Annotated in this window: 24 protein-coding genes; 14 read left to right on the top strand and 10 right to left on the bottom strand. The window is 33.3% G+C overall.

Annotated elements, in window-relative coordinates; all coding sequences use genetic code 11:
- Positions 1–137 precede the first annotated feature (137 nt).
- Genes HJ01_RS08330 through HJ01_RS08320 form a run of 3 tightly spaced genes read left to right on the top strand, consistent with a single transcriptional unit; the run spans position 138 to position 2,633 of the window.
- Positions 138–821, top strand: coding sequence for a cell division ATP-binding protein FtsE (locus tag HJ01_RS08330; protein WP_007137926.1), 684 nt, complete (start codon positions 138–140; stop codon positions 819–821).
- A complete protein-coding gene (locus tag HJ01_RS08325; RefSeq protein ID WP_007137925.1) occupies positions 821–1,693 on the top strand; it encodes a glycosyltransferase family 2 protein in 873 nt (290 codons plus the stop codon). Before HJ01_RS08330 ends, HJ01_RS08325 begins: the two co-directional genes overlap by 1 nt.
- Before the next feature lie 13 nt (positions 1,694–1,706).
- Positions 1,707–2,633, top strand: a complete 927-nt coding sequence (locus tag HJ01_RS08320; RefSeq protein ID WP_007137924.1) for a glycosyltransferase family 2 protein — start codon at positions 1,707–1,709, stop codon at positions 2,631–2,633.
- On the opposite strand, the gene HJ01_RS08315 is transcribed toward HJ01_RS08320, so the two are convergent.
- The gene (locus HJ01_RS08315; RefSeq protein ID WP_007137923.1) at positions 2,616–3,023 is read right to left on the bottom strand and encodes a sugar 3,4-ketoisomerase; all 408 of its coding nucleotides are present in this window, start codon (positions 3,021–3,023) and stop codon (positions 2,616–2,618) included. The two genes, HJ01_RS08320 and HJ01_RS08315, sit on opposite strands and share 18 nt — an antisense overlap.
- 4 nt (positions 3,024–3,027) lie before the next feature.
- Positions 3,028–4,110: a glycosyltransferase gene (locus HJ01_RS08310; RefSeq protein ID WP_007137922.1), complete on the bottom strand. Its 1,083-nt coding sequence runs from the start codon at positions 4,108–4,110 to the stop codon at positions 3,028–3,030.
- A 41-nt stretch (positions 4,111–4,151) separates the two neighbouring features.
- Between HJ01_RS08310 and HJ01_RS08305 the strand changes: the two genes are divergently transcribed.
- A complete protein-coding gene (locus tag HJ01_RS08305; protein ID WP_007137921.1) occupies positions 4,152–5,288 on the top strand; it encodes a glycosyltransferase in 1,137 nt (378 codons plus the stop codon).
- Here the strand turns inward: HJ01_RS08305 and HJ01_RS08300 are convergent.
- The 4 genes from HJ01_RS08300 to HJ01_RS08285 form a co-directional block, all read right to left on the bottom strand.
- Positions 5,285–6,499, bottom strand: a complete 1,215-nt coding sequence (locus tag HJ01_RS08300; protein ID WP_007137920.1) for an O-antigen translocase — start codon at positions 6,497–6,499, stop codon at positions 5,285–5,287. The genes HJ01_RS08305 and HJ01_RS08300 overlap by 4 nt on opposite strands.
- 61 nt (positions 6,500–6,560) lie before the next feature.
- On the bottom strand, positions 6,561–7,667 hold the full coding sequence (locus tag HJ01_RS08295; protein ID WP_007137919.1) for a DegT/DnrJ/EryC1/StrS family aminotransferase: 1,107 nt from the start codon (positions 7,665–7,667) through the stop codon (positions 6,561–6,563).
- A 26-nt stretch (positions 7,668–7,693) separates the two neighbouring features.
- On the bottom strand, positions 7,694–8,695 hold the full coding sequence (locus HJ01_RS08290; RefSeq protein WP_007137918.1) for a hypothetical protein: 1,002 nt from the start codon (positions 8,693–8,695) through the stop codon (positions 7,694–7,696).
- 35 nt (positions 8,696–8,730) lie between these two features.
- Positions 8,731–9,333, bottom strand: a complete 603-nt coding sequence (locus HJ01_RS08285) for a trimeric intracellular cation channel family protein (protein WP_007137917.1) — start codon at positions 9,331–9,333, stop codon at positions 8,731–8,733.
- 215 nt (positions 9,334–9,548) lie between these two features.
- Between HJ01_RS08285 and HJ01_RS08280 the strand changes: the two genes are divergently transcribed.
- The 10 genes from HJ01_RS08280 to omp85 all read left to right on the top strand — a co-directional run bounded on the left by HJ01_RS08280 (position 9,549) and on the right by omp85 (position 21,602).
- Positions 9,549–10,334 (top strand): TrmH family RNA methyltransferase, encoded by a 786-nt coding sequence (locus tag HJ01_RS08280; protein WP_007137916.1) that lies wholly within the window; start codon positions 9,549–9,551, stop codon positions 10,332–10,334.
- A gap of 79 nt (positions 10,335–10,413) precedes the next feature.
- A complete protein-coding gene (locus tag HJ01_RS08275; RefSeq protein WP_007137915.1) occupies positions 10,414–11,967 on the top strand; it encodes a serine hydrolase in 1,554 nt (517 codons plus the stop codon).
- Between the two features lie 108 nt (positions 11,968–12,075).
- Positions 12,076–14,295 carry a RelA/SpoT family protein gene (locus HJ01_RS08270; RefSeq protein ID WP_007137914.1) on the top strand — a complete coding sequence of 740 codons (2,220 nt, stop codon included), beginning with the start codon at positions 12,076–12,078 and terminating at the stop codon, positions 14,293–14,295.
- Between the two features lie 126 nt (positions 14,296–14,421).
- Entirely contained in the window at positions 14,422–14,895 is a 474-nt protein-coding gene (locus tag HJ01_RS08265) for a Fur family transcriptional regulator (RefSeq protein WP_007137913.1), read from the top strand.
- 70 nt (positions 14,896–14,965) lie between these two features.
- Entirely contained in the window at positions 14,966–16,237 is a 1,272-nt protein-coding gene (locus HJ01_RS08260; protein WP_007137912.1) for an adenylosuccinate synthase, read from the top strand.
- 93 nt (positions 16,238–16,330) lie between these two features.
- Entirely contained in the window at positions 16,331–17,359 is a 1,029-nt protein-coding gene (locus HJ01_RS08255; protein ID WP_100208551.1) for a cellulase family glycosylhydrolase, read from the top strand.
- A gap of 30 nt (positions 17,360–17,389) precedes the next feature.
- Positions 17,390–17,971, top strand: a complete 582-nt coding sequence (gene nudK, locus HJ01_RS08250; RefSeq protein WP_007137910.1) for a GDP-mannose pyrophosphatase NudK — start codon at positions 17,390–17,392, stop codon at positions 17,969–17,971.
- A gap of 24 nt (positions 17,972–17,995) precedes the next feature.
- Positions 17,996–18,880, top strand: a complete 885-nt coding sequence (locus HJ01_RS08245) for a DMT family transporter (RefSeq protein ID WP_007137909.1) — start codon at positions 17,996–17,998, stop codon at positions 18,878–18,880.
- A 189-nt stretch (positions 18,881–19,069) separates the two neighbouring features.
- Positions 19,070–20,095 carry a helix-turn-helix domain-containing protein gene (locus tag HJ01_RS08240; RefSeq protein ID WP_007137908.1) on the top strand — a complete coding sequence of 342 codons (1,026 nt, stop codon included), beginning with the start codon at positions 19,070–19,072 and terminating at the stop codon, positions 20,093–20,095.
- A 100-nt stretch (positions 20,096–20,195) separates the two neighbouring features.
- A complete protein-coding gene (gene omp85 / locus HJ01_RS08235; protein ID WP_007137907.1) occupies positions 20,196–21,602 on the top strand; it encodes an Omp85 family outer membrane protein in 1,407 nt (468 codons plus the stop codon).
- A 761-nt stretch (positions 21,603–22,363) separates the two neighbouring features.
- Here the strand turns inward: omp85 and HJ01_RS08230 are convergent.
- The 4 genes from HJ01_RS08230 to HJ01_RS17640 form a co-directional block, all read right to left on the bottom strand.
- Positions 22,364–22,957, bottom strand: coding sequence for a hypothetical protein (locus tag HJ01_RS08230; protein WP_007137905.1), 594 nt, complete (start codon positions 22,955–22,957; stop codon positions 22,364–22,366).
- Between the two features lie 173 nt (positions 22,958–23,130).
- Entirely contained in the window at positions 23,131–23,688 is a 558-nt protein-coding gene (locus HJ01_RS08225; RefSeq protein WP_007137904.1) for a hypothetical protein, read from the bottom strand.
- Between the two features lie 422 nt (positions 23,689–24,110).
- A complete protein-coding gene (locus HJ01_RS08220) occupies positions 24,111–24,365 on the bottom strand; it encodes a hypothetical protein (RefSeq protein WP_007137903.1) in 255 nt (84 codons plus the stop codon).
- A 464-nt stretch (positions 24,366–24,829) separates the two neighbouring features.
- Complete coding sequence (locus HJ01_RS17640; RefSeq protein WP_007137901.1) at positions 24,830–24,982, bottom strand: hypothetical protein; 153 nt, start codon at positions 24,980–24,982, stop codon at positions 24,830–24,832.
- Positions 24,983–25,240: the final 258 nt, after the last annotated feature.

Raw genomic sequence — 25,240 nt, 5'->3', positions numbered from 1 at the left:
TATAACTAACCACTATAACGGATTGTAATCTAGTTTTATTATGAACAAATCTTTTAACAAAAAATAAAAAAAATCATAATTGATAATTGATAATTGACAATTGATAATTACTTTTACCCAATAAACAAATGTCAATTATGTCTCAAACTGTACTGTCTTTAAAAAATGCATCCATTTATCAAGAAGATAAAGTTATTTTATCAAACATAAATCTGGAAGTAAACCATGGTGAATTTTTATACATCATTGGAAAAACAGGATCAGGAAAAAGCAGTTTAATGAAAACGCTTTATGCTGATTTGCCTTTAGCAGAAGGCGAAGGACACATTGTTGATTTTGATTTAGTAGGTCTAAAAGAAAACGACATTCCGTTTTTGAGAAGAAAAATAGGAATCGTATTCCAAGATTTTAAACTATTGCCAGACCGCACGATAAAAGACAATATGTTGTTTGTGTTAAAAGCAACTGGCTGGGTTGACAAGAATGAAATGGATCGCAAAATTGACGAAGTTTTGGACAAAGTGGGTATGAAAGAATATGCACACAAAATGCCACATCAAATCTCAGGTGGTGAACAACAACGTGTTGCTATTGCTAGAGCTTTGTTAAATGACCCTGAACTTATCCTTGCTGATGAGCCAACTGGAAATCTAGACCCACAAACAAGTGCTGAAGTTCTTGAAGTTTTAAGGAGCATCAATGCTAATGGAAAAACGATAATAATGGCCACTCACGATTATGCGTTGCTGATGAAATTCCCTTCAAAAACATTGAAATGTGAAGATTCTAAAATCTTTGAGGTGGTTCAGAGAACAGTGTAATGCTTTCCGTCCTTATTCCAATATACAATTACAATGCACATCCATTAGTTCAGGAATTTCACAAACAATGTACAGAATGTGGTATTGATTTTGAGATTATTTGTGTTGATGACGCTTCGACACAATTTAAGTCGCACAATAATTCGATTTCGTCACTAAGTAATTGTTCGTTTACAGTATTACCCCAAAACATTGGCAGAAGCAAAATCAGAAATTTACTGGCTGCAAAGTCTAATTTTGAGTGGCTATTGTTTATAGATTGTGATTCCATAATCCTCAACGAAAATTACATTACAAAATACATCCTTAATCTGGAAGGATTTGACATTCTTTATGGAGGCCGATTGCATCCAGAAAAATGTCCCTCAAACAGTCAACAGTTACGATGGAAATATGGACGATTAATTGAAGACCAAACAGCTTCAAACAGAAAACAAAGACCATTTAAATCATTACTTTTTAATAATACTTTAATTAAAAAGAACTGTTTTGACCAAGTGAAATTTAATGAAGAAATTTGTACCTATGGTCATGAAGATTCTTTACTATCTTATCAATTAAGTACATTTAAGTTTAAAGTAAATCATATTGAAAACCCTCTACAACACACTAATATTGACACGAATGAGGTCTTTTTAAACAAAACAAAAGATGCTTTAGAGAATCTATTGAATTTATACCGTTTGAACCAAATAGACATTAAATTTATAAGAATGGTTAAATTATATCATTTTCTAAACAAAACTAAATTAAGCTTTCCCATTTCAAAATTATTTTCCGTTTTTGAAAACCTATTATTAAAAAATCTGAAAGGGAAAAAACCAAGTCTATTTATCTTTAATATTTTCAGAGTGGGCTACATCTGTAAATAAAAACCACAATGATATGATTTACTTTTCAGTAATAATTCCATTATTCAATAAAGAAAAATTCATTGAAGCCACTCTAAGAAGCGTCCTTGAGCAATCCCTTACGAACTTTGAAATCATAATTATCAATGATGGATCAACAGACTCAAGTGCAGAGATAATCAAAAAATTCACTAACCCCAGAATCCGTTATTTTTCAAAAGAAAATGAAGGAGTTTCTGCAGCTAGAAATTTTGGAATAGAACAAGCACAAGGGAAATTCATTGCTTTCTTAGATGCCGATGATTACTGGTATCCAGGTTTTTTAGAAGAAATGTTTAACAACATGAAGAAATACCCAGCGCAAAAAGTGTTTTCGGCAGCAATTGAAATAGAAACCCATAAAAGTGTTTTCCCTGCACAATATTCTATTACCAAAACAAACGATTCTGAAATCGTAAATTATTTTTCAGCTAGTTCAAAAGAGACTGTTATATGTACTTCTTGTGCCGTTTTTAACAAAAGTATTTTTGAAGAAATAGGCAATTTCGATACTCAAATAAAAAGCGGACAAGACACTGATCTTTGGATCCGAATTGGATTAGTATATCCCGTAGTCTTTTCATGGAAAATTTTAGCGAGATATGTTTATGATGAAAATAGTCTTTCAAAAAACATAAATCATCTCCACTCAAAAGTGGATTTTACTAAATTTAAAGAATTAGAGAAAACAAATCCTATGTTGAAAAAATTCCTCGACTTGAACCGGTTTTCAATGGCGATAAAATTCAAATTATCAGGAAACAAAGTAGCTTATGAAAACTATTATGCTGCTATTGACTTAAATAGTTTGGAAATAAAGAAACGGATTCTACTTTTGCTGCCCGCTACTCTATTACATCAATTAATCCGTTTTAAAACCGTTTTAGCCGAATCTGGATTTGGTTCATCGGTTTTTAAGTAACTTAAAATCTTTAAAATTCCGAATGTAATCTTCTTCATCAAATTCATCCGAAGCCAATACCAAGCAAACCGATCCCGAAGAAAAATTCTCTAGTTCTCTCCAAATTTCTTTTTCAATTAATAAGCCATAATTAGGTTTATTCAGGGTAATTGTTTTTTCGGAACTTCCGTCCTTAACAACCACATCAAAGCTTCCGCTCAACGCAATCAAAAACTCTTTTTGTTCTTTATGTGCATGCCCTCCCCTTTTACTTCCTCCTGGAACATCATATAAATAATACACTCTTTTAGACACAAACGGTATCGTCTCGCCTTCTATCACAGAAAGATTTCCTCGTCTATCTTGAACTTTAGGAATTTCAATTAACCGAACTTGTGAACTGCTTATCATGTACTTAGAATAAAATGGATTCCCATTGTTTTGAAATAGATTTTAAAGATAAATGTTCTACACTGCTTGAAGCATTTTTTTTACAAAAATCATACAAATCCGCATCATCTATAAATCGATTCATGGCTAACGCTAAACTATCTGGATTATTATTCTCGACCAACAAACCATTGTATTCGTTTTTTATTATTTCATTAGGTCCCGACTTGCAATCGACCGAAACTACAGGAGTCCCCAAAGCTAGTGACTCGATGATTGATAAAGGAAATCCCTCGTAGCGACTCGTTAAAATGGTGAATTTGGCTTGTTGAACACAAGGAAATGGATTGCTATTAAAAAGCAGTAATTGAATAAAAAAATCCAATTTAAATTCTTTGATTTTATCCTGAATAAAAGCTAAATCAGGTCCTTCGCCCATAATATATAGTTTATAGCCCCGCAGGAAAATCTTCGAAATTAAAAAAGCTTCAAGCATCAAACTAAAGTTCTTCACTTTTTCATCAAACCGTCCAAAATACAAGATGTATTTATCAGCGAAGACTTCTTGATTATTCATTTCAATTTTCGAAAAGTCATATGGATTGTGAATGGTTGTAGTATTTACTAAATCAAATTTCTGTTTTAATTCCAGCTCGATAGCATTGGAAACACAAATGATTTTTTCGGCTTTTTGATAAAGTAATTTAGACCAAAAAACAGATTTGGGAAAGTAATTGTCTAGTTTAGAACTATGAACAACAAACCATAATCTTCTGTTTCCATAAATCCAATGCGTCAATAATTCCCTTGCCAAATTATTCCTAGGTCGGTTATCAATGATCAAGTCTATTTGCTTTTCTTCTAAATAACGGTGTAATAAAAACCCTTTCTTAATCTTTTTGAATAACGAATTAGAGCCTAAACTAAGGCTTCCCAAATTAAGCAACTTACCAGCATATTCATAGTCAATATGGTCGTTTATAATAATGTTATGAACTTCGACATCCAAATTTTCAAGTATATAACTCAACATTGCAGCAAATTTTTCGGCTCCACCACGTCCTAATGAGGTCGAAATTATCGCTACTTTGTTTCTGTTTTTCATCATTGTTGTCTAAAAGTAAATATATTTACCAAATATACACATAAATGAAAGTTTTACTTGTTGGCGAATTCAGCCGTTTACATAACTCACTCAAAGAAGGCTTACAGGAATTAGGGCATGACGTTTATATTGTAGGCCATCAGGATGGTTTTAAAAATTATCCCATTGACTTTCCCATTGTAAAAAAATGGGATGATGGTATTTTAAAAAAAATAAAAATAGCTTTTCATTCTCTCTTTGGCTTTGACATCAGTTCCTATATGACTTACTGCCAGTTTAAAAAAAACAAGATTCATTTTACCAACTTTGATGTAGTACAACTCATCAATGAAAACAGTTTTTATTGTCACTATTATTACGAAAAAAAAATCCTTGAATTTCTGTTTAAGAACAATGCTAACGTATTCCTGTTATCTTCAGGTTATGATTTTTTGAATGTAAAATACTGCTTTGACACTCCTGATTTCAAATCGGTAATTCAGCCCTATTTACAGGGTAGAATAAATTCCAAAAGTTTTGAGAATGTATTAAAATTCAAAAGTAAATCGTTTGAAAAACTGCATCAATTAATTTATTCAAACATAAAAGGAGTTATTGCCACTGATCTAGATTACCACATTCCGCTACATAATAACCCCAAATATTTAGAACTGATTCCAAATCCAATCAATAGCGCTAAAATTAACTTTCAACCAATATCAACCTCAGGCAAGATTGTAATCTTTCACGGAATAAATGAGGCCAATTATTATAAAAAAGGAAACGATTATTTTGAAAAAGCATTGGATTGTATAGCACAAAAATATGGCGACAAAGTTGAAATAATTACCACACGAAATGTTCCTTACTCAGTCTATATTAACTCCTATAATAAAGCACATATCCTACTCGATCAAGCCTACTCCTATGACCAAGGTTATAATGCACTTGAAGCCATGGCCAAAGGAAAAGTGGTGTTTACAGGTGCTGAAAAAAAATTTCACAAACAGTATGCCCTACAGAAACGAGTGGCTGTAAATGCAATTGCAGATGTTGATTATTTGGTAACAGAATTATCCTATCTAATTGAAAACCCTACTGAAATAATAGCCATTGGAAAACGTGCAAGAGACTTTATAGAAAGAGAACACGATTATGTCAAAATAGCCAGTAAATATTTGGAAATCTGGAACAAATACTAAAACAAACTCTTTCTGAAATAAAGCAGCAAAATAAGTAAATAAACAAAGTTATCTACTGCTTGAGCCATAACTACCCCGTAAATCCCATACAATCCCATCAAATAATCACTTAAAAAATAGAACAAGCCAAGCGACATTAATTCTGTTATAATAAAAGCTGTGGTAAGTCTTTTGGCAAAAAATTGATATCCTAAAATCAGAGAAGCGGCTTTTAAAACATCCCCAAACAATTGCCAGAAAAACAAAGATTCAACTTGCAAAAACTCACTGGTGAACAGCAACTTGATTATAAAAAAACGGGCAAAATAAATTATGGTCACCACTAAAATAAAAACAGGTAAAATTCCTCTGTAGAAACTCCAAAATACACTTTTTGTTTCATCAGTATCCTTCGAAGTAGACAATTTTGGCAAAAAATAAACAGACAAAATAGTACTTACAAACAACATATAGTAAGTGGATATTCTTGTCATCGTTTCCCAAAAACCTGCCTGATTGATGTCGAGCGTTTGAATGATATTATTCCGTACCATTAAAAAAACCAATGGTCCCAATACAGAGGAGACCAACGCCATCAGAGAATAAGACGACAGTTTCTTGATAAAACTAAAATCAAAAGCTGCACTGTTGATTATTTTAAAAATAGCCATTTCCTTGTTGACGAAATAGAACGCGACAAAAAACAATAAAGCCGGTGAAATAACGATGGACAATAAAGCACCAAAGGTTCTATACTCCAAAATCAAAACAATTGAAACAAGCAATCCTATTGCATTCCCGATACTATTAATCCAAATTGCCTTTTTAAAATTCCCCAAACCATTCAATACGGAAACTAAAAAAATGGAAACCGCATACCAAGGTAATGCTAGCGCCAAAGCTTTAAAAACAAAATCATATTTAAAATCATTTCCGAAAATCTTGTAGTTCCAAAAAGCAGTAAAGAAATATAGCAATCCACTTAAGAGCGCAGCGACAATCAGTAAACAGATAAAAACAGTTGAAATGAATTTCTGCAGCTGCGCTTCGTCTTTCTTAATTTCGGCAACATACTTGACAATCCCGTTTTGAAATCCCAAGGTTGATACCGTTTCTAATGAAGACATGAAGTTTCTAAGATTCCCCACCAATGCCATTCCACTAGGGCCAACAAAAACGGCAAGCAATTTAGATGTCACTAAGCCTATTCCTATTTTAAGGATAATACTCAAACTGTTTAAAGAGCTAATTTTAAACAGTTGTGATTTGTATATTTTTTTTAAAATCTCCAAATCAGTATTTATTTAAAACCGAAATAATATAATCAACTTCAGCTGCAGTTAAAACCGGACTTATAGGAAGACTCAAAACCTGGTCATGAATTTTTTCTGTAATAGGAAAAGACAAATCATTGCATTCAGACAAGGCTTTTTGCTTATGCGGTGGAATCGGATAATGGATTACAGTTTGTATTCCGTTTTCATGTAAATACTCTTGTAGTTCTGTTCGGTTTTTTGTTCGAATAACAAACAAATGAAAAACATGATTATTAGACAAGTCCCAATGCGGAAGCACAATTTTGTCATTATTAATTTCAACCAAATATCTTCTAGCAATTCCTCTTCTGAGTTCATTAAATGAATCCAAATGACTCAATTTTACATTCAAAAAACCAGCTTGGAGTTCATCCAATCTTGAATTAATTCCTTTGTGATCATTATGGTATTTTGTTTCCGAACCATAATTTCGCAGAGACTGTATAGTGCTGCTGAGTTCTTGATCATTTGTAACAACAGCTCCTCCATCGCCTAAAGCGCCAAGGTTCTTCCCAGGATAAAAACTGTACGCCTGCGCGTTCCCACTTATGACTTTCGACTTTTGATATTCGACTTCTAAAAAAGCACCATGAGATTGGGCCGCATCTTCAATTACCAATAAATTATTTGGAACAGCAATTTCATTTATCGCATCCATTTCGGCCAATTGACCATACAAATGAACTACTAGAATTACTTTGGTTTTTGAGCTGATTTTTTCTGTTATTAGATTAGGATCTATGTTATAGGTTTCCAACTTTGGCTCAACAAAAACAGGAACTAAATCAGCTTGTAAAATAGCCAGAATACTCGCAATGTATGTATTGGCAGGAACGATAACTTCGTCCCCTTTTTGTAGTTTTCCTAATACGATATAGGCTTTAAAAATCAAAACCAAAGCATCAAAACCGTTTCCTGTTCCTATGCAATATTTTGTCCCGCAGTAATTAGCAAAACGAGTTTCAAACTCTTTGACTTCATTCCCTAAAATATACCAACCGTTATCTAAAACCACTTTCAATTTTTCTTGAAAAGCAGTTTCATAAGGTTCGTTTATTTTTTTTAAATCAAGAAAAGGAATCATTAAAAATGGGTTTAAAGTTTAAGATTTTAAGATGCTGAGACTGTGTTTGATTTTGTAAAAAAGGAATTTAATAGATAATGGTTCGCCGTTTCAATCTGATAAAAATCGTGAACAATTGTACTAGCACCGAAACTTTCCTTCCAATAGGACAACCCATCATTCAGCTTTTTTCCTTGTAATTCATTGGAAATACCAAAATCAAAAAAACGTTTTTCAGCAAACACTTCAGTAATCAAAAAATGAAACAGAAAATCTAAACTTCCTAAATCTTCCTGCTTCTCATATTTAGAAATATATTGGCAATGCGTGACATGCTGGCTTTCAAAAATCGTACTTCCCGCCACAATTATATCGTTATGATATACATTAAACTGTCGGATATTATTTGGGAATAGGCGTTTCAAACGGTCCATTTCTTCAATGGTATGAATCGGTTTTGCTCTATGTCTTTCCTCTAGATTTGGAATCAATATTTCGTCCCAAAAGGACTTGAAAGCATTTTCTTCCTTGATAACCAATTTGTTTGAGATTCCTTGCTGAATACCTCTTTTTCTTATTTTTGAAATTTTAAATTGTTGTGACAAATCAATAACTGACAAGCTATCTCTTCGTACTAATTTGGCTTCCGCCAAAAACAAAGCATATAGAAGTTCTTCAGATGGTTTAGTATGGTAAATCGAAGGAACTGTTTTTAGATGTAGTTTTTCAATTTCATTGGCATCCAAAAACATCAAAACAGCTCTAAAAGCGTTAATAATTGTAGACAATTTAGACTTTTCATTATACACTAAACCTCCATAAGTCAATCCTTGATGCGAAAACAGTTCATTCCCCACTACATTGGCAGGCACAACTGCAATCCATTTTTCCTTGTGCAAAACAATCAAGGAATTATCCTGAAATCGATCCTTATGGTATTCCATAAAGTCACGATGGAATAGAAATGTAGCATTTTTAGCTTGACCAATAAAGTCATTCCAATTAGCATAATCACTTTCCTTATATTTTTGGACGGAATAATTTTTCACTGTTAAGTTTTAGACTTTGTGAAAGTAACCTTTTTTTATTTGTTTTCGAAAGTAGGCAAATACCATTTGAACTTGACCGCCATCAACCGAAAAGAAATAATCACTAAAGAGGTTGTTAAGTATAAAAGGTCATTATCTAGATTAAATCTTTTTAATATAAAAAACACGACACCTCCAAGTATACAGATGGTGGCATATATTTCCTTTCTGAAAATCACAGGGATCTCGGCACAAAGAATATCACGGATCACGCCTCCAAAACAGGCTGTCATAGTTCCCAAGGCGATACATATAATAGGATGTAAACCGATATTAATCCCTTTTTCAAGACCAATTAAAGTAAAAACTCCTAAACCGATCGTATCAAATAGAAAGAGCGAAGTTCGCAAGCGGTCGAATTTCTTTCTGAACAATACCGCAAAAACACAAGCGATACATATTACATATACATACTCTAAATCAAGCATCCATCCCACTGGTGTTCTCCCAATCATCACATCTCGCAATGTTCCTCCCCCCACAGCAGTTACAAAAGCAATTATAAATACCCCAAAGGCATCCATTTTTTTGCTCATCGCAGTCAATGCGCCTGACATTGCAAAAGCAATTGTTCCTATGATGTCTAATAAATGAAACATGATTTTTTTGTGGGTTTAGATTGAAAAGCTAAATTTTACTGTGCTAAAATGACAATTGACGGCAAAATTAAAGAAAAATAGTTGCGTGAAAGTGTTCTGACAAACTTATCTATTCAATCTCATTTCAGATTCATAAATATTCCATTCTAAATTTATAAAACTGGATACACTCTATGTATCTTTGTTAAAAAATAATAATTAAATTTTAGAATATCTTGAAACAAATCACTTCAGTTCAAAATCCATTCATAAAATCATTGGTATTATTGCAAGAAAAGGCAAAAAACCGCAAGCAAACTGGTACTTTTATAATAGAGGGTAAGAGGGAAATTGAAATAGCCATCAAAGGTGGTTATGAAGTGGAAACAATCTTGTTTTATCCAGAGATTTGTTCTGAAATTGAAGCAAAAAAAATAGCAAAAACTGCTGAGCTGATAGAAATCAACAAGGATGTATTTCAAAAACTAGCGTATCGAGAAACAACTGAAGGTGTTTTGGCTGTAGCCAAAACAAAATCCATGCAGTTATCTGACTTAAAATTATCAGACAATCCACTAATTTTAGTTGCGGAAGCGCCCGAAAAACCGGGAAACATTGGTGCTTTATTGCGAACTGCCGATGCCGCGAATCTGGATGCCGTAATAATTGCCAATCCAAAAAGTGATTTATACAATCCAAATATAGTACGCTCTAGTGTAGGCTGTCTTTTTACCAATCAAATTGCCACAGGAACAACGGATGAAATCATTGCTTTTTTGAAAGAAAGAAAAATCAATTTTTATTGTGCCACTTTACAAAATTCGACTTCCTACCATACCCAAGATTACACTACTCCAACCGCTTTGGTTGTAGGAACAGAAGCAATTGGTTTAACACCAGAATGGCGTGATGCAGCTACTAAAAACATCATTATCCCGATGCAAGGCGAAATTGACAGTATGAATGTTTCTGTTGCAGCTGCAATTTTGATTTTTGAAGCCAAAAGGCAAAGAGGATTTTAGATCTAAAAATAAAAAGTTACTGCGGTTTTATTATTTCGAAAAGAGGAAGTCTCTACTTAAAAAATCTTACATTAAAATTATGAAAAACAACTTATTTATAACAATAGCTTTAATTTCAACGACTCTTTCTTTTGCGCAAATCAGTCCTGCCCAGGTGGATGAATTAGTCAATCGCACCATAAAAACTTTTAATGTTCCCGGAATTGCGGTGGCAATCGTTAAAGATGGAAAAATAGTTTTGGCAGAAGGTTATGGTGTAAAATCAATCAACACAAATGAAAAGGTAGATGCAAACACTCTTTTTGGAATTGCATCCAATAGTAAAGCGTTTACAAGTGCTGCTCTAGCCATGCTTGTTGATGAAGGAAAAATAAAATGGGACGATAAAGTCATCAAATACCTTCCTAATTTTAGAATGTATAATGATTACGTAACCCAAGAATTTACGATTCGTGATTTATTGACACATAGAAGCGGACTTGGTCTGGGTGCAGGAGATTTAATGATTTGGCCTGACGGAAGTGATTTTACTGCGCAAGACATCATTCAAAATCTGCAATATTTAAAACCTGTTTCTGCTTTTAGAACAAAATATGATTATGACAACTTACTATATATTGTAGCTGGAGAAGTGATTCACGTAGTTAGCGGCAAAAGCTGGGGCGATTTTATAGAAGAACGCATCATGGAACCATTAGAAATGAATAATAGTGCAGCTTCTTTTGTAAGATTGAAGGACACAACTAATATTATTGCGCCTCATGTGCCTATTAACGGAAAATTAAAGGTGATAATCAGGTATAAAAACCAACTTTTTGATGCTGCAGCCGGAATTTATTCGAGCGTAAATGATTTAAGTAAATGGGCCATTATGCAAATGAATAATGGGAAATACGGTCCTGACAACAAACAATTGTTCTCTGAAAAAGAGCATGCTGAAATGTGGACACCACAAACTTTAATACCAATTAATACAGTAGCTCCCTATAATTCTCATTTTAAAGCCTATGGATTAGGTTGGTTTTTGAGCGATGTAAAAGGATACAAAGAAGTAACACATACTGGTGGACTAGAAGGAATTGTAACGCAAACTACTTATTTTCCAGAATTGCAATTGGGTATTATTGTACTGACTAATCAACAATCAGGTGCTGCATTTCGTGCAATCACTAATACGATAAAGGACAGCTATCTTGATATAAAATCAGAGGACTATGTCGCCCTTTACAGCAGTCGTATCAAAGCCAATGAAGATTCTGCTGATAAACTTACTGATGAAGTTTGGGCTACCGTAGCAAAGAACAAGACTGCCAAATTAAAAACAGACTACAAAGCTATTACAGGCACTTATACTGACAGTTGGTTTGGAGACGTATTAATCACTGAGAAAAAAGGAAAATTATTCTTTGAATCTAAGCGTTCTGCTCAACTAAAAGGAGAAGTGTTTTTCTATAAAACAGGGAATTATGTGGTGAAATGGGACAATGCCTATTTGCATGCAGATGCACATCTGTTTTTTGAATTTGATAGTAATGGAAAAGTGACTGGCCTAAAAATGAAACCCATTTCTGATTTAACTGATTTTAGTTATGATTTCCAAGATTTGGATTTTACAAAAACGGCTACTAATTAGGCGTAAACCAACTTTAAAATAGAATTTAGTATTTTATTTTTCAGCATTGATTTATCTCTTGCATATATGTAAACTTATAGTTATTTTTAGAAAATGAACCATGCCGTTATGACAGAAATTGATATAGAAAAAGAAAATAAAGCGATTGCTCAAGAATATAAAGAACTACTTCGTATCAGTTACCAAACCTTGACTCCCGAAGACAAGAAACTGATACGAAAAGCTTTTGATGTTGCTGTCGAAGCCCATAAAGAACAGAGAAGAAAATCAGGTGAAGCCTATATCTTCCATCCCATTGCTGTGGCAAAAATTGTCGCTTCTGAAATAGGTTTGGGAGCTACATCCATTGCTGCTGCATTATTGCACGATGTGGTTGAAGACACGCCCACTACTGTAAAAGATATAGAGCGTATTTTTAATCCAAAAGTAGCGCAACTTGTTGAAGGTCTTACTAAAATTTCATTGGTTCAAAAAGACATGAATGTGTCTATGCAAGCGGAAAATTTCCGTAAAATGCTTTTGACACTTAATGACGATGTCCGTGTTATCCTTATCAAAATTGCCGATAGACTGCATAATATGCAAACTATGGAGTCAATGGATGACTACAAGCAAGTTAAAATTGCATCCGAAACACTATACATTTATGCCCCTTTAGCACATCGTTTGGGTTTATATAATATCAAAACAAAACTAGAGGACCTAGGTTTAAAATACACGGAACCCAACGTTTATAATGAAATTATAAGTAAAATAAAGGAAACCAAAGAGCAACAAGATGCTTATATTAAGGATATTTCGGATATTATCAAAACATCATTAGACGCCGAGGGAATCGAATATGCAATAAAAGGACGCCCAAAATCCATCTATTCTATTAGACGAAAAATGCAGGCACAAAACGTAAGCTTTGATGAAGTTTATGATAAATTTGCCCTTCGCATTGTTTACAAATCGGCTCCACCTGAGGAGAAATTTCTGGCTTGGAAGATATATTCCATAGTAACAGATCACTACAGACCGAGTCCAAGTCGTTTGCGCGATTGGATTTCATCACCAAAATCTACCGGATACGAAGCGCTTCACATAACAGTTATGGGCCCAAAAGGACGCTGGGTTGAAGTGCAAGTTCGAAGTGAACGAATGGACGAAATTGCAGAGAAAGGCTATGCAGCACACTACAAATACAAAAATGGCCAGTCAGAAGAAGGTGGCTTAGATAATTGGTTAAACTTATTAAAAGAGGCACTTGAAAATTCAGAAACTAGTGCAGTAGATTTTGTGGAGGATTTCAAAATGAACCTCTACTCTAAGGAAATCTATGTCTTTACTCCAAAAGGAGATATAAAATCGTTACCAAAGGGCGCAACCTCACTAGATTTTGCTTTTAGCATCCACTCTGAAATAGGAATTAAAACACGGGGAACAAGAGTTAACGGAAAATTAGTGCCGCTTAATTATGAATTAAAAAATGGTGACCAGGTTGAAATCATTACCTCTGTAAATCAAAAGCCAACAATGAACTGGCTTGATTATGTTACCACCTCGCGTGCCAAAAATAAGATTAGGAATGTCCTGAACGAAAATACAAAAAAGATTGCCGAAGATGGAAAAGAAGTCCTTACACGTAAACTTAAACATCTTAAAGTTACTCTAAACGAGTCCGTTGTTAATGATTTAGTTAATTTTTTCAAATTAAAAACCAGTTTAGACTTGTTTTACAGAGTTGGTGTTGGCTCAATTGAAAATCAACAACTTAAAGATTTTGCTGCCCAGAGAAGCAATACTTTAATGAATTTTTTTAAAAGTAAAATCAAACGTACCGAGCAAACAGCAGATGTCGACATCCACAAACAGGTGTTGAATAGCAATTACGATATGCTGGTATTTGGTAAAGCGCAGGATAAATTAGATTATAAATTATCGACCTGTTGCAACCCCATTCCAGGAGATCCCGTTTTTGGATTTGTGACTATAAATGAAGGCATCAAGGTGCATAAAAAGGATTGTCCGAATGCCATTGCTATGCAGTCTAATTATGCCTATCGCATCATGCAGGCAAAATGGATTGATTCATCACAACAAGAATTTAAGGCTATCCTTAATATTACGGGAATGGATACTTTAGGACTTACAAATGAGCTGACTAAAGTGATTTCGAATAATATGCACGTAAATATTCAAAGTATATCTTTAAATGGTGAAGCTGGTCTCTTCAAGGGGCAAGTTGTTGTCGTTGTCCAAAACATCACAATTTTGAAAAAACTAATAGATAACATCAAGAAAATTGATGGAGTTGATAAAGTGACAAGGATATATAAAAATTAGCATCATGACCCACAGCGGGTAATACTACATGCAAAACAAATTATTTAATCAAAAAAATATTTAATCCACCTTTTATTCCCACTTTGGGGGTCAAGTGGCTAAAATTTTTTATTATCTTTGCCAGATATGACACTCATTTCCACAGATAACAACAAAAACCAAGAAATTGTAAAAAATGTTTTTACAATGTATCTTGAAAAAAAAGGGCATCGTAAAACTCCTGAACGTTACTCTATACTTCAGGAAATTTATGAAAGTGAAGAGCATTTTGATATAGAAAACCTATATATCAAAATGAAAAACAAAAACTATCGTGTCAGCAGAGCTACGTTATACAATACTATCGAATTACTTTTAGACTGTGCTTTGGTTCGGAAACATCAGTTTGGCCAAAACCAAGCGCATTACGAAAAGTCCTATTTCGACAAGCAGCACGATCATATTATCATGACTGATACTGGAGAAGTAATCGAATTTTGTGATCCAAGGATACAATCAATAAAAAGTACAATCGAAGAAATTTTCGATATTGACATAATTAATCACTCCTTATATTTTTATGGAGTCAAAAAAGTTCCGAAATCAGAAACTGATATTTAGGAAACAAAAATACACGAACAACTAGCAAGGTGTTCATCTAATAAAAACTTAACTACAAACAATAAACAGAATGGCCGTAGATTTATTACTAGGATTACAATGGGGAGATGAAGGAAAAGGAAAAATCGTTGATGTACTTACCTCAAATTATGATATTATTGCTCGTTTTCAAGGTGGACCAAATGCTGGACATACTTTAGAATTTGACGGAATAAAACATGTACTTAGAACCATTCCTTCTGGAATTTTTCATAAAACAGCTGTAAATGTAATTGGAAACGGGGTAGTTATAGATCCTGTAGTTTTTCAAAAAGAAATCGAAGGTCTTGAGAAATTTAACTTAGATATTAAAAGTAAATTAATCATTTCAAGAAAAGCGCATTTAATTTTACCAACTCACCGTTTGTTAGATGCTGCTTCGGAAGCATCAAAAGGTAAGGCAAAAATTGGTTCTACCCTTAAAGGTATTGGGCCAACTTACATGGACAAAACAGGTAGAAACGGTATTCGTGTTGGAGATATCGAATTAGAAGATTTCAAAGATAGATACAGAGCTCTTGCTGACAAGCATGAAGCAATGATTGCTTTTTATGACGTAAACATTCAATATAATTTAGAAGAACTTGAAAAAGAATTTTTTGAATCTATCGAAGAGTTAAAAAAATTAGATTTTATTGACAGTGAAGAATATTTACACCAAGCTCAAAAGGCTGGAAAAACAATATTATGTGAAGGAGCTCAAGGTTCATTACTTGATGTTGATTTTGGAACGTACCCATTTGTAACTTCATCTAATACTACTGCTGCAGGTGCTTGTACAGGATTAGGAATTGCACCTAATAAAATCAAAGAAGTATACGGAATCTTCAAAGCATATGTAACTCGTGTAGGTAGCGGACCATTCCCTACTGAACTTTTTGATGAAGATGGTACTACAATGGCACGCGTAGGAAACGAATTTGGCTCTGTTACAGGAAGACAAAGACGTTGTGGATGGTTAGACTTAGTAGCATTAAAATATGCTGTCCAAGTAAACGGTGTAACACAGTTAATGATGATGAAAGGTGATGTACTTTCTGGATTCGAAACTTTGAAAGTGTGTACTGACTACAATTATAAAGGAGAAAAGATTGCTCATTTCCCTTACAACATTGAGCCAGAAAATGTAACTCCAGTTTACAAAGAATTCAAAGGTTGGAAAGCTGATTTGACTGGTATGACAACATACGAGGAATTACCTATCGAACTAAAAGAATATATCGAATATATTGAACAAGAAGTTGAAGTTCCTATAAAAATTGTTTCTGTAGGACCAGACAGAAAGCAAACAATACTTAAATAAAGTAATTAACGTCCCGATTCATCGGGACGTTTTTTTTATAAAAAGATGTATTTTTACAATTCACAAATTCAATTTATAAAAAGTATAACTTCAATGAGTCTGCCTAAAAAAAACAGCCTTTTCCTATTCCTCTTTTTATATTTGGCGCTTTTTTCATCTTGTAAAAAAGAAGATTTACCCGTTTCAAACGAGAGTAATTTAGAATATGTAATTTCTGGCTCGGCTATTATACACAACGATAAACCTCTTCAACTGATAGGAGCAAATGCTTTTCATGTCTTTAGTGTTGGTAGTGGCGACATGAACAGTTGGAACCTTGACATTGCAAGGGAATTCATTGGAAATAGTAAAGAAACGCCACTAACGGCTGGTCCAATCCAATCCTCGAATGGTTCTTATCTTTATTCCTTGCAAAGCATCGTTGATGACAATCGAAAAAACAACAGAATAACAATTTTATGCGCCTTTGGCTGGGATGGTAATAGCGAAACGGAGTTTACTGGAAAAAGTCCCACGCAAACTTTCTGGTGGAATGCTTATAAAGTAACCTTGAGACAATGGGCAGTCCAATTCAAAAATCAAGCTGATGTTTGGATTGAAGTCTGGAATGAACCTTATCGATACGATAGAGCTGATGGATATACCGATACGCAGTGGATGAGCGACATGAATGAATTGACTACAATTATACGAGACACTGGCAATAAAAACATCATCCTAATCCCTTGTGCCGAACAAGGACAAGACGAGAGTGTATTATTAAATAAAGCAAATGAATTCTTAGCTAACAAATCAAATATTTTATTTGACATTCATGCCTACGAAAAATGGCTTTTGGATAACCCCTCTTCGATCGATTCCCGATTAAGCCAATTACAAAATAAAAAAATACCTGTTATTTTTGGAGAAACCGCCCCAATGAACGCAGGGCACGTAATGGATCCAAAACCATTTTTGGGTATTCTTTCTACCCGTGGACTTTCAGTTTGTGCTTGGGTATGGAAAAAAGACGCTACTGATCAAGATGCATTATTAACCACTGCAGGTCTTCCAAATGACAATAACAATAATAATTGGGGAAGTACATTTAAAAACCTTAGTTTAAGTCCTAGAAACCCTTAATTTTAACATTAATAAATCAAAATAAAACGAATGCAAAACCCCGAAATAAAAATAAAACAAACCGAACTACTTTCTGACAATTGGTACGTTTTAAACAAAGTAACTTTCGATTATCAAAAAAACGATAATTCTTGGATTACCCAAAAAAGAGAAGTTTATGACAGAGGAAATGGATCTGCAATACTGCTGTACAACACACGACAAAAAACAGTCATTCTAACTCGCCAGTTCCGCTTACCAACCTACCTCAACGGAAATAAAACAGGGATGATGGTTGAAGTTTGCGCAGGCATGTTAGACCAAGACAATCCAGAACAATGCATTATAAGAGAAACCGAAGAAGAAACTGGATATCGCCTAACTACTGTTCATAAAGTTATGGAAACCTATATGTCTCCTGGTGCTGTAACTGAAATTTTATATCTTTTTGTTGGGGAATATGACGAATCGATGAAAGTAAATGAAGGCGGCGGAGTAGCACATGAAGAGGAAAACATTGATGTCCTGGAAATGTCTTATGACCAAGCTTATGCGATGATTGCGTCTGGAGAAATTAAAGATGCAAAGACAATCCTCTTATTGCAGCATGCTAAAATTAATCAGCTCGTTTAAAACTATCTCTTTAGAATTTAGAATATGAATAACCAGACAAAAGGCGTTTTATTCGCATTGTGTGCTACCTTACTTTGGTCAGTGAATTTTGTGATTGCGAGCGGTATAAAAGGCCATATTCCGCCTGTAGGATTGGCTTTTTGGAGGTGGACAACCGCTTGTGTAGTCTTAGCTCCTTTTGCCTTGCGAAGTACGCTAAAAAACAAAACCATTTTACTACAAAACAAAGGGTATTTGATAATAACGGCAATTTTAGGAGTCACCATCTTTAACACATTAATTTACTTTGCAGGTAAAACAACTTCGGCGGTCAATTTATCCTTGATAGCAATTTCGATTCCCATATTTATTGTTGCTATATCTCGGATTGTATTTAAAGAAAAAGTTTCTGCTATTAAAATGTTAGGCATAGCAACAATTATAACTGGTGTTTTGGTACTAATTACCAAAGGTTCTATACAATCCTTGCTCGAAATAAATTTTACTATTGGCGATTTATTAATGCTTTTAGCCTGCTTTTTCTTTGCTAGCTATACCATTTTGGTCCGGCTGAAACCCAAAGAAATCCCATCAAAGGTATTTTTGTTTACCATCTTTATTATAGGGACTATTCTACTACTACCTTTTTATTTATGGGAACATTTATATTATAATCAAGTTACATTTGACTCCACAACCATTTATGCCACAACCTATGTTGGCATCTGCGCATCTCTCATTTCATACTATTTGTGGAATGAAGCAATTTGTTTAATAGGAACCAGTAAAACGGCATTGATCTATTATTTAATCCCAGTTTTTAGTGGAATACTGGCCTACTTTTTTTTAAATCAAGCTATTGTTTTGGCCCAAATCATCAGCATGGGCATAATTATTACTGGTTTATTGTTGACCAATAAAAAAGCTTAATTTTAAGATTTAGAAGAAACCCTTTGTTTCTGGTAGCCGCATTATTAACACAAGGTTTTGTCTTCTTATTTAAGTAGGGAATTATCTCAGACGACAACCAAAAGAGGGTCTAATACGCATACCTTAAAAGTATTTTGAATGATAATCTGATTTGTGAATTTTGTAACTTGCAATCTTTTAATTAATACAATGCTCAAAACAATTCAAATAATTGCTTTAGTACAAGGGCTTTTTGTCCTTTATGTTCTATTCATTAATCGCAAAGACTACAAAAAGACTACTTTTTGGTTGTTCTTTGGAAGCTTGCTTTCCGTTATACTTTACATTATTGGCGATGACAAAAATAATCTATTCGCTCAAAATACTGATTGGTTTCTTTTCGACAATACTCTTTTTGTAACATTTATTTTTTTGTTTTTTAGATATTACAAAAGTGGTAAAGAAAAATTTAAGAAATTAGATTATCTTTTTTTTCTACCCAATATCCTTTATTTGATTCTTGAGGTAATTGAAATAAAATTGGTTAAAGAAAATTTAATTGTTGAAATTTTTGAAGTGTTTTCAGAATTAACTTTCGTGGTTTACTTATTTGTAATTTTATATTCAGTTGTCACAGTTAAAAGCAAAATTTGGGTTATTTATTTTATTATTCCAATTGCTATTTTATTTGTATTCTCATTAATAAATGATATTTTTAAAATTGTTGGACTATCAGAATTACCATTTTTCAGAGACCAAAATTTTAATACTTATCTTTTATTAGTTGTTGCATTTTTATTCTATTTCATTGCTTTTAAATTATTCAATAATGGCAACGATATTTTACCTAAAATCGAAATAGGCAAATACAAGAATTCCAATTTAAATTTAGAAATGGTAAACAAGTACAAAATTGATTTAATTTCTTCAATGGAAAAGGACAAATTATATCTTAATGGGAAATTATCAATTCAAGAGGTTTCTGCAAAGCTCAATATTCCTCGTCAATATATATCCCAAGTATTAAACGAACATATGGATACAAATTTTCAAGATTTTATTAATAAATATCGTGTTGAAGAATTTATAAAAAGATTGAAAAACAACCAAAATAACCATTTTACACTTTTAGCAATTGCTGTAGATGTAGGTTTTAATTCCAAATCTTCTTTTAATGCTATATTCAAGAAATCCAAAGGTTTAACGCCTACTCAATTCAAAAAAAATCTTTTATAAAATGTCTAATTAGGCTAAATAAATTGTTCTGTACTTATCTTTTGTGATACTTAATTTATTACTCACTTTATTTGATGGATAATTATAAAGTTCATCAAAAATGTCATTACAAAAAACATCAGGGAAATTATTACTTTGTGTTATTCTACTAATTATAACAAATTCAGTTACAGCTCAAGCAATTGATACACTTTCATTCATAAAATCAAAAAAAATGTCTGATGATGATCTTTTGAAAAAACGCGAAGGAACATTCATAACTGGTTTACCTGATTTTTCATCTGATCCAGTGACAGGTTTTGGTTTTGGCATTAGGAGTAACGTTTATTGGAATGGAGAACGAACAAATCCACTTTTTGCTCATACACCCTATTTAGCAAAGTTAAAAGCCAATGTAGCCTATTACACCTCAAATGCAAGAGAATTAATTTTATCGTTAGATATTCCGTATTATAAAGGAACACGCTGGAGATTTAAGATTGATTTTAAAGCGCAGCAAAATCCAGCTAATTTATATTTCGGTCTAACAGAATCAACTTTAGGTAATCTTAGGCTTCCATCAGATGAAAACACCACTTTTTCAACTTATGCAGCGTTTGACAGAGCTAGAAAAATAGTAAGACCTGGCGGAATTGGCGAAGCAGATTTTGTAACAGATGCTTTATCTAACAGATTTAGAGAAACAGAGTACATGCTTAATATAAAAGCAGATTATGCTCTAGGAAATGGAAAATGGCGAATAATGAGCGGTTATGAAATACAACATCTAAGCTACAAAACTTTTGAAGGCGAACAGGCAGAGGCCATCAATCCGATTACCGAAGAAGAAACTTCTGCACCAAATGGATTTTCACTCTTACAAAGAGATTTTGACCAAGGACAAATTTCTGGACTAAATGGTGGTTGGATTTCAATTTTGCAAACAGCTTTGATATATGACACAAGAGATTTTGAACCAGACCCTACTAAAGGATATTATTTTGAAATAGCAAATGAATATTCCAGTAAGTACATTGGTTCACAATTTGACTTTAATAAACTTTTTATTCAAGCACGAGCCTATCAAAAGTTACCTTTTGGGACAAGAACTGTATTAGCCGGAAGATTTGGCGTTGGCACTATTTTTGGTTCAAACGCGCCATTTTTTGAATTTCAAGACCAATGGAGTCCTGAAGGAAGTATAAATTCACTTGGCGGAAAACAATCATTGCGTGGTTATAGAGCAAATCGATTTTTAGCACGTTCATTATGGTTTACAAATGTTGAGTTGAGATACAGAATTGCCGAAACAAAACTAGGTAAACAAAGATTTGCTTTTGGTGTCGCACCCTTTTTTGATGCGGGGACAGTAAGAGATGATTGGCGAAACTTAAACTTAAAAAATATTAGATATTCCTATGGTTTGGGAGCAAGAGTTGCTTGGAATCAGTCAACAATTATATCTTTTGATTATGGGATCTCAAAAGAAGATAAGTTGTTTTATATTGGAATCGGACAAGCATTTTAAATTCAGCACTTATAAATATTATAGTTTCCCTCCTTTAAACGTTGTCTACAACGGCCCCGCTACTACAAAGGGTACTCATACCAGAAAAGTACTGGAGAATAGCTAGAAAAAACAAGGGTTGGTTGGGCATTATTGAACTTTTCCCTTTCTAGATTTGTATTGTTAATACTCTTTGTGTACGCAGAAAGCAATTCTACGCCAACGTTAGCGGTTACCTGAGCATGCCAGGTATTATTACTGGTTTACTAGTCACCAATGAAAAAGCATAATTTTTAGATTTAGAAAAAATCGTTTTTTTCTGGCAGCCGCATTGTGAACACAAGGTTTAATCTTCTTATTTAAGCAGGTATTCGTCGCAGACCAATAGCAGAGCTCAACGAAAACACGCAATAGTGGATTTTAAAAAAAATCAACAATAAAAAAATAAAACAATACCCATATTCCTATAAAAAATAGTCCAAGGTACAGATTATTTAAATTTTTATTTAAGTCCTTTTTAATTATAAGTCGGTATAAAATCCAACCTACAAAAGCGATTACTAAACCTATTACCATTCCAACTCTTGACATAATTTATTATTTTTAGTATGATATAATTAATTCCTATTGTCTATTGGTTATCTAATTTTCGTATCTTTTTTCGAAGAGCCACTAACGGTTCTGGACTTTACGGAGCTGGGCCCTAGAAAGCACCTAAGTTCATCTTAGCAATAAAGCCGCATTTTTGCAAAAATGATATTAGAGGTTTATTGTTATTCTCGTTAATTTGGTAAAACTATTTTCGCTGTTGCTAAATCAAGTTTTTTGTACTTGTCAATAATTTTTATGTCAAATACTTGTTTGTCATTTGTAAATTTCACGAGTCCTGTATCAAAATGCCAGGTACCTAAATAGTTCAATGTGTTTTCAGTTACAGTAAATGTAAATGGGACAAAATCAATTTCTTTCAGTTTTCCTGTGTTTATTTTGTTTTCAATCTGGTCAGTAGCGTCAATATTTTTAAAAACTGGTTCTGTAACCATTTTGGCTCCATACCACTTACTTTGTGTCCATAAATAATTGCTAATCGCATATGTCCCTGGTTTTAAAGTGTAACAAAAAGTATTCTCTTTTGCAGATTTGAAGGTCGGTTTAACTCTAAAAGTATAAAGCTCTTTGGTTTCTATGTTAATTATTTTAATGTCTTGTGGAAATCCACCGCTACTAAAACCAAGTCTTTGGATAAAGTTTCCATAAATTACTGCTTGTCCTGTAGGGATTGTTTCGTTGTTTCCAAGTTCTTTTAAATTTGACATATTTTGTCCATATGCAAACATTGTCAAAAAAGCAAAAATAGTCGTGATAGTAATTTTCATTCTTTTCTTTTTTTATGTGGTCTTTTACAATGGCCACCAAGTTCTCAAGCTTTGCAATGTAGCGGATTAGGAAAGCCTAAACTTTCGGTTAGACACTAGTTTTGCTAACACAAAACCATCTTTAAATTAAATCTAAACCCGCCATATAGCCAAACGGCGGTTATGCAACGTTTTTATTTCCTTTTTAAGTCAAATCCTAAATTAAGTTGTAACATAATTGGCCAAATATTTCCATTTCCATCTGTGTCAAAGTAGTATTGAGGTCCGACGTCAAATAGTAAGTGAAAATTTTTTCCGTATTTCCTTTGTATTCCCCAAGTTGGTCCAAATGCAAAATCAAAATCGGAAGTCCTACTTACATTTTCCGCTATTGAATTTCCACGTGTTATAAATCTTAACGATACAAAATTCCCAGAGTTATTTTCCGTATTTCGGTTTTTATCGTTTCTTTTATTTAAGTTGTAAAACCATTTTTGTTGAAAATCTGCAAACGGACTAATTATATAAATAAATCCGTTTCCACCATAAGTCAAATCAGGGTATCCTCCACCATAGCCAACTCCTAGAGCTGAAGAAAAAGTTGAATATTGTCCTGTCGGAATTTCCAATTCAATTGCTGGATTTAAAAAATTTACTCGGAAAACTTTTTCTGTTCCTATGTCATTTTTTTCCTGAGCATAATTCAAGGTTGTTAAAAGTCCAAATGTTAAAATAAGTAAGCTTTTTTTCATTTAATTCTATTGTTTTATAATTAGAGGTGTTTTTGTAAATTTTGCACAACTTTCTGCTACCTTAAGATGGCTGGTGTTTCGTAACCTTTCCGTTTTCGGTGGAACGAAAACTTGATGCGAAAACTGATATTCCACTAAATTCCAGCTAGCTCAAAATGGCGGCTAGCTGCTGTTATTTATTTAATCTGTATTCACATATAAACAAAAGTCTGTTCGTTAAACTTGTTCAAGTAAAAGTTAAAGAACGCTATGCTGCTACTTGGCTGTCAAAGTTTTTGTTGATAAGCGATTCGATTTTTGCTACGAGTTCAGTCTTTAAGCAAGTAAATAATTCAAAAAAAAAAAAAAACTGTTATCCTATTTTTCTTTAGCAAATTATCGAACTGTTGTAAGTCCAATCAGTATTCTCTTTCTATTATTGGTTATTTCAAATTCCGTACCTTCAAAAGTTCTTCCAAGTCTTTACTTCTTTTGTTTTTAGGGTCATTAATCATTTTGTAGATAAAATACAAAGGGATTAATGTAAGCATTCCCAAACTGTTCTTAACAATACTGTAAAAGACTACTCCTACTAAAACTCCAATAATCAAAGCATTAGTGATTGAAAATGATTTCATTTTTTTTGCTTCGTCTAATAATTCTTGATCAGTTAATTCTGAAAAGTCTTTGTTTGTCATCGTTCATTTTGTTTAATATTATATATTGAGCGGTCGTCAGCATAATAAAAGTCAACTAACATATACCCACTACCAAATAACGCCTATACGCCCAGAATCAGGTAGATTGTCGCTTTTTTATAACGTAATATACTATATCAAATATATAACTAATTCTTTATAAAACTTGAAACGGTATTATAGAAACAAAAATGTTCTCAATAGCCCTGATGGAAATGAAAATCCCGAGCCCTTGCGAAGCGGGCGAGGATTGTAATGAACAGCAGGACCAAAAGTTGTTTTGAAAACAAATCCTTCTGCTCCTAAAAACACAATCCATAAAAAAAGGAAACTCAACTAGCGTTGAATTCCCTTTTTGTTTAATCTTATTTATTAGGCTGTGGCGCCATACGCAAATAAAGCTTTATTTGCTGATATCCTCTTAGAAACTTCGCAGGTCAGTCCATATCATTTCGAATTTATTTTTACCAAATATTATTGAACTTTTCACTTTCTAGATTTGGAATGTCGATGCTCTTTGTGTACAAAGAATGCAATGCTGCGACAACTTCTGCGTATATCTGAGCGATCAGGTTTTCGAACTTTTCCAACAAGCCTTTCGAGCGGGCTTTTTTCATTAACTTAATTCGCTGAAGCTTCAGATAAACATAAGCGAATTTTAAAATTTAATAGTTAAGAGATATAGATATTTGTAGATGTCCTCCATCATATGCAAATCCAGCATCAAAAAACGAAGGAGCACTCATTGTGACTTCCGCGCCTTTCTCCACAATCACACCGCTCGCATCAAAGCCAATTGTGATGAGAATTTACAGTGAGACCATATCTTTTAATTCACCACTCACCATTTTGTATTCAATAGAGTTGAGAGCTGT

It is taken from the genome of Flavobacterium frigoris PS1, assembly GCF_000252125.1.
GTDB classification, from domain to species: Bacteria; Bacteroidota; Bacteroidia; order Flavobacteriales; family Flavobacteriaceae; genus Flavobacterium; species Flavobacterium frigoris_A.
The sequence above is the reverse complement of the archived record's forward strand: the minus strand, read 5'-3'. Positions and strand labels throughout refer to the sequence as shown.

Excerpts from the sequence above, each read along its gene's own strand:
- HJ01_RS08230 (WP_007137905.1), bottom strand. The coding sequence starts at position 22,957 with ATGAAAATTACTATCACGACTATTTTTGCTTTTTTGACAATGTTTGCA.
- HJ01_RS08260 (WP_007137912.1), top strand. The coding sequence starts at position 14,966 with ATGGCCGTAGATTTATTACTAGGATTACAATGGGGAGATGAAGGAAAA.
- HJ01_RS08270 (WP_007137914.1), top strand. The coding sequence starts at position 12,076 with ATGACAGAAATTGATATAGAAAAAGAAAATAAAGCGATTGCTCAAGAA.
- HJ01_RS08320 (WP_007137924.1), top strand. The coding sequence starts at position 1,707 with ATGATTTACTTTTCAGTAATAATTCCATTATTCAATAAAGAAAAATTC.
- HJ01_RS17640 (WP_007137901.1), bottom strand. The coding sequence starts at position 24,982 with ATGAAAAAAGCCCGCTCGAAAGGCTTGTTGGAAAAGTTCGAAAACCTG.
- HJ01_RS08225 (WP_007137904.1), bottom strand. The coding sequence starts at position 23,688 with ATGAAAAAAAGCTTACTTATTTTAACATTTGGACTTTTAACAACCTTG.
- HJ01_RS08255 (WP_100208551.1), top strand. The coding sequence starts at position 16,331 with ATGAGTCTGCCTAAAAAAAACAGCCTTTTCCTATTCCTCTTTTTATAT.
- HJ01_RS08275 (WP_007137915.1), top strand. The coding sequence starts at position 10,414 with ATGAAAAACAACTTATTTATAACAATAGCTTTAATTTCAACGACTCTT.
- HJ01_RS08325 (WP_007137925.1), top strand. The coding sequence starts at position 821 with ATGCTTTCCGTCCTTATTCCAATATACAATTACAATGCACATCCATTA.
- nudK (WP_007137910.1), top strand. The coding sequence starts at position 17,390 with ATGCAAAACCCCGAAATAAAAATAAAACAAACCGAACTACTTTCTGAC.
- HJ01_RS08245 (WP_007137909.1), top strand. The coding sequence starts at position 17,996 with ATGAATAACCAGACAAAAGGCGTTTTATTCGCATTGTGTGCTACCTTA.
- HJ01_RS08285 (WP_007137917.1), bottom strand. The coding sequence starts at position 9,333 with ATGTTTCATTTATTAGACATCATAGGAACAATTGCTTTTGCAATGTCA.
- HJ01_RS08310 (WP_007137922.1), bottom strand. The coding sequence starts at position 4,110 with ATGATGAAAAACAGAAACAAAGTAGCGATAATTTCGACCTCATTAGGA.
- omp85 (WP_007137907.1), top strand. The coding sequence starts at position 20,196 with ATGTCATTACAAAAAACATCAGGGAAATTATTACTTTGTGTTATTCTA.
- HJ01_RS08220 (WP_007137903.1), bottom strand. The coding sequence starts at position 24,365 with ATGACAAACAAAGACTTTTCAGAATTAACTGATCAAGAATTATTAGAC.
- HJ01_RS08315 (WP_007137923.1), bottom strand. The coding sequence starts at position 3,023 with ATGATAAGCAGTTCACAAGTTCGGTTAATTGAAATTCCTAAAGTTCAA.
- HJ01_RS08330 (WP_007137926.1), top strand. The coding sequence starts at position 138 with ATGTCTCAAACTGTACTGTCTTTAAAAAATGCATCCATTTATCAAGAA.
- HJ01_RS08295 (WP_007137919.1), bottom strand. The coding sequence starts at position 7,667 with ATGATTCCTTTTCTTGATTTAAAAAAAATAAACGAACCTTATGAAACT.
- HJ01_RS08265 (WP_007137913.1), top strand. The coding sequence starts at position 14,422 with ATGACACTCATTTCCACAGATAACAACAAAAACCAAGAAATTGTAAAA.
- HJ01_RS08240 (WP_007137908.1), top strand. The coding sequence starts at position 19,070 with ATGCTCAAAACAATTCAAATAATTGCTTTAGTACAAGGGCTTTTTGTC.
- HJ01_RS08305 (WP_007137921.1), top strand. The coding sequence starts at position 4,152 with ATGAAAGTTTTACTTGTTGGCGAATTCAGCCGTTTACATAACTCACTC.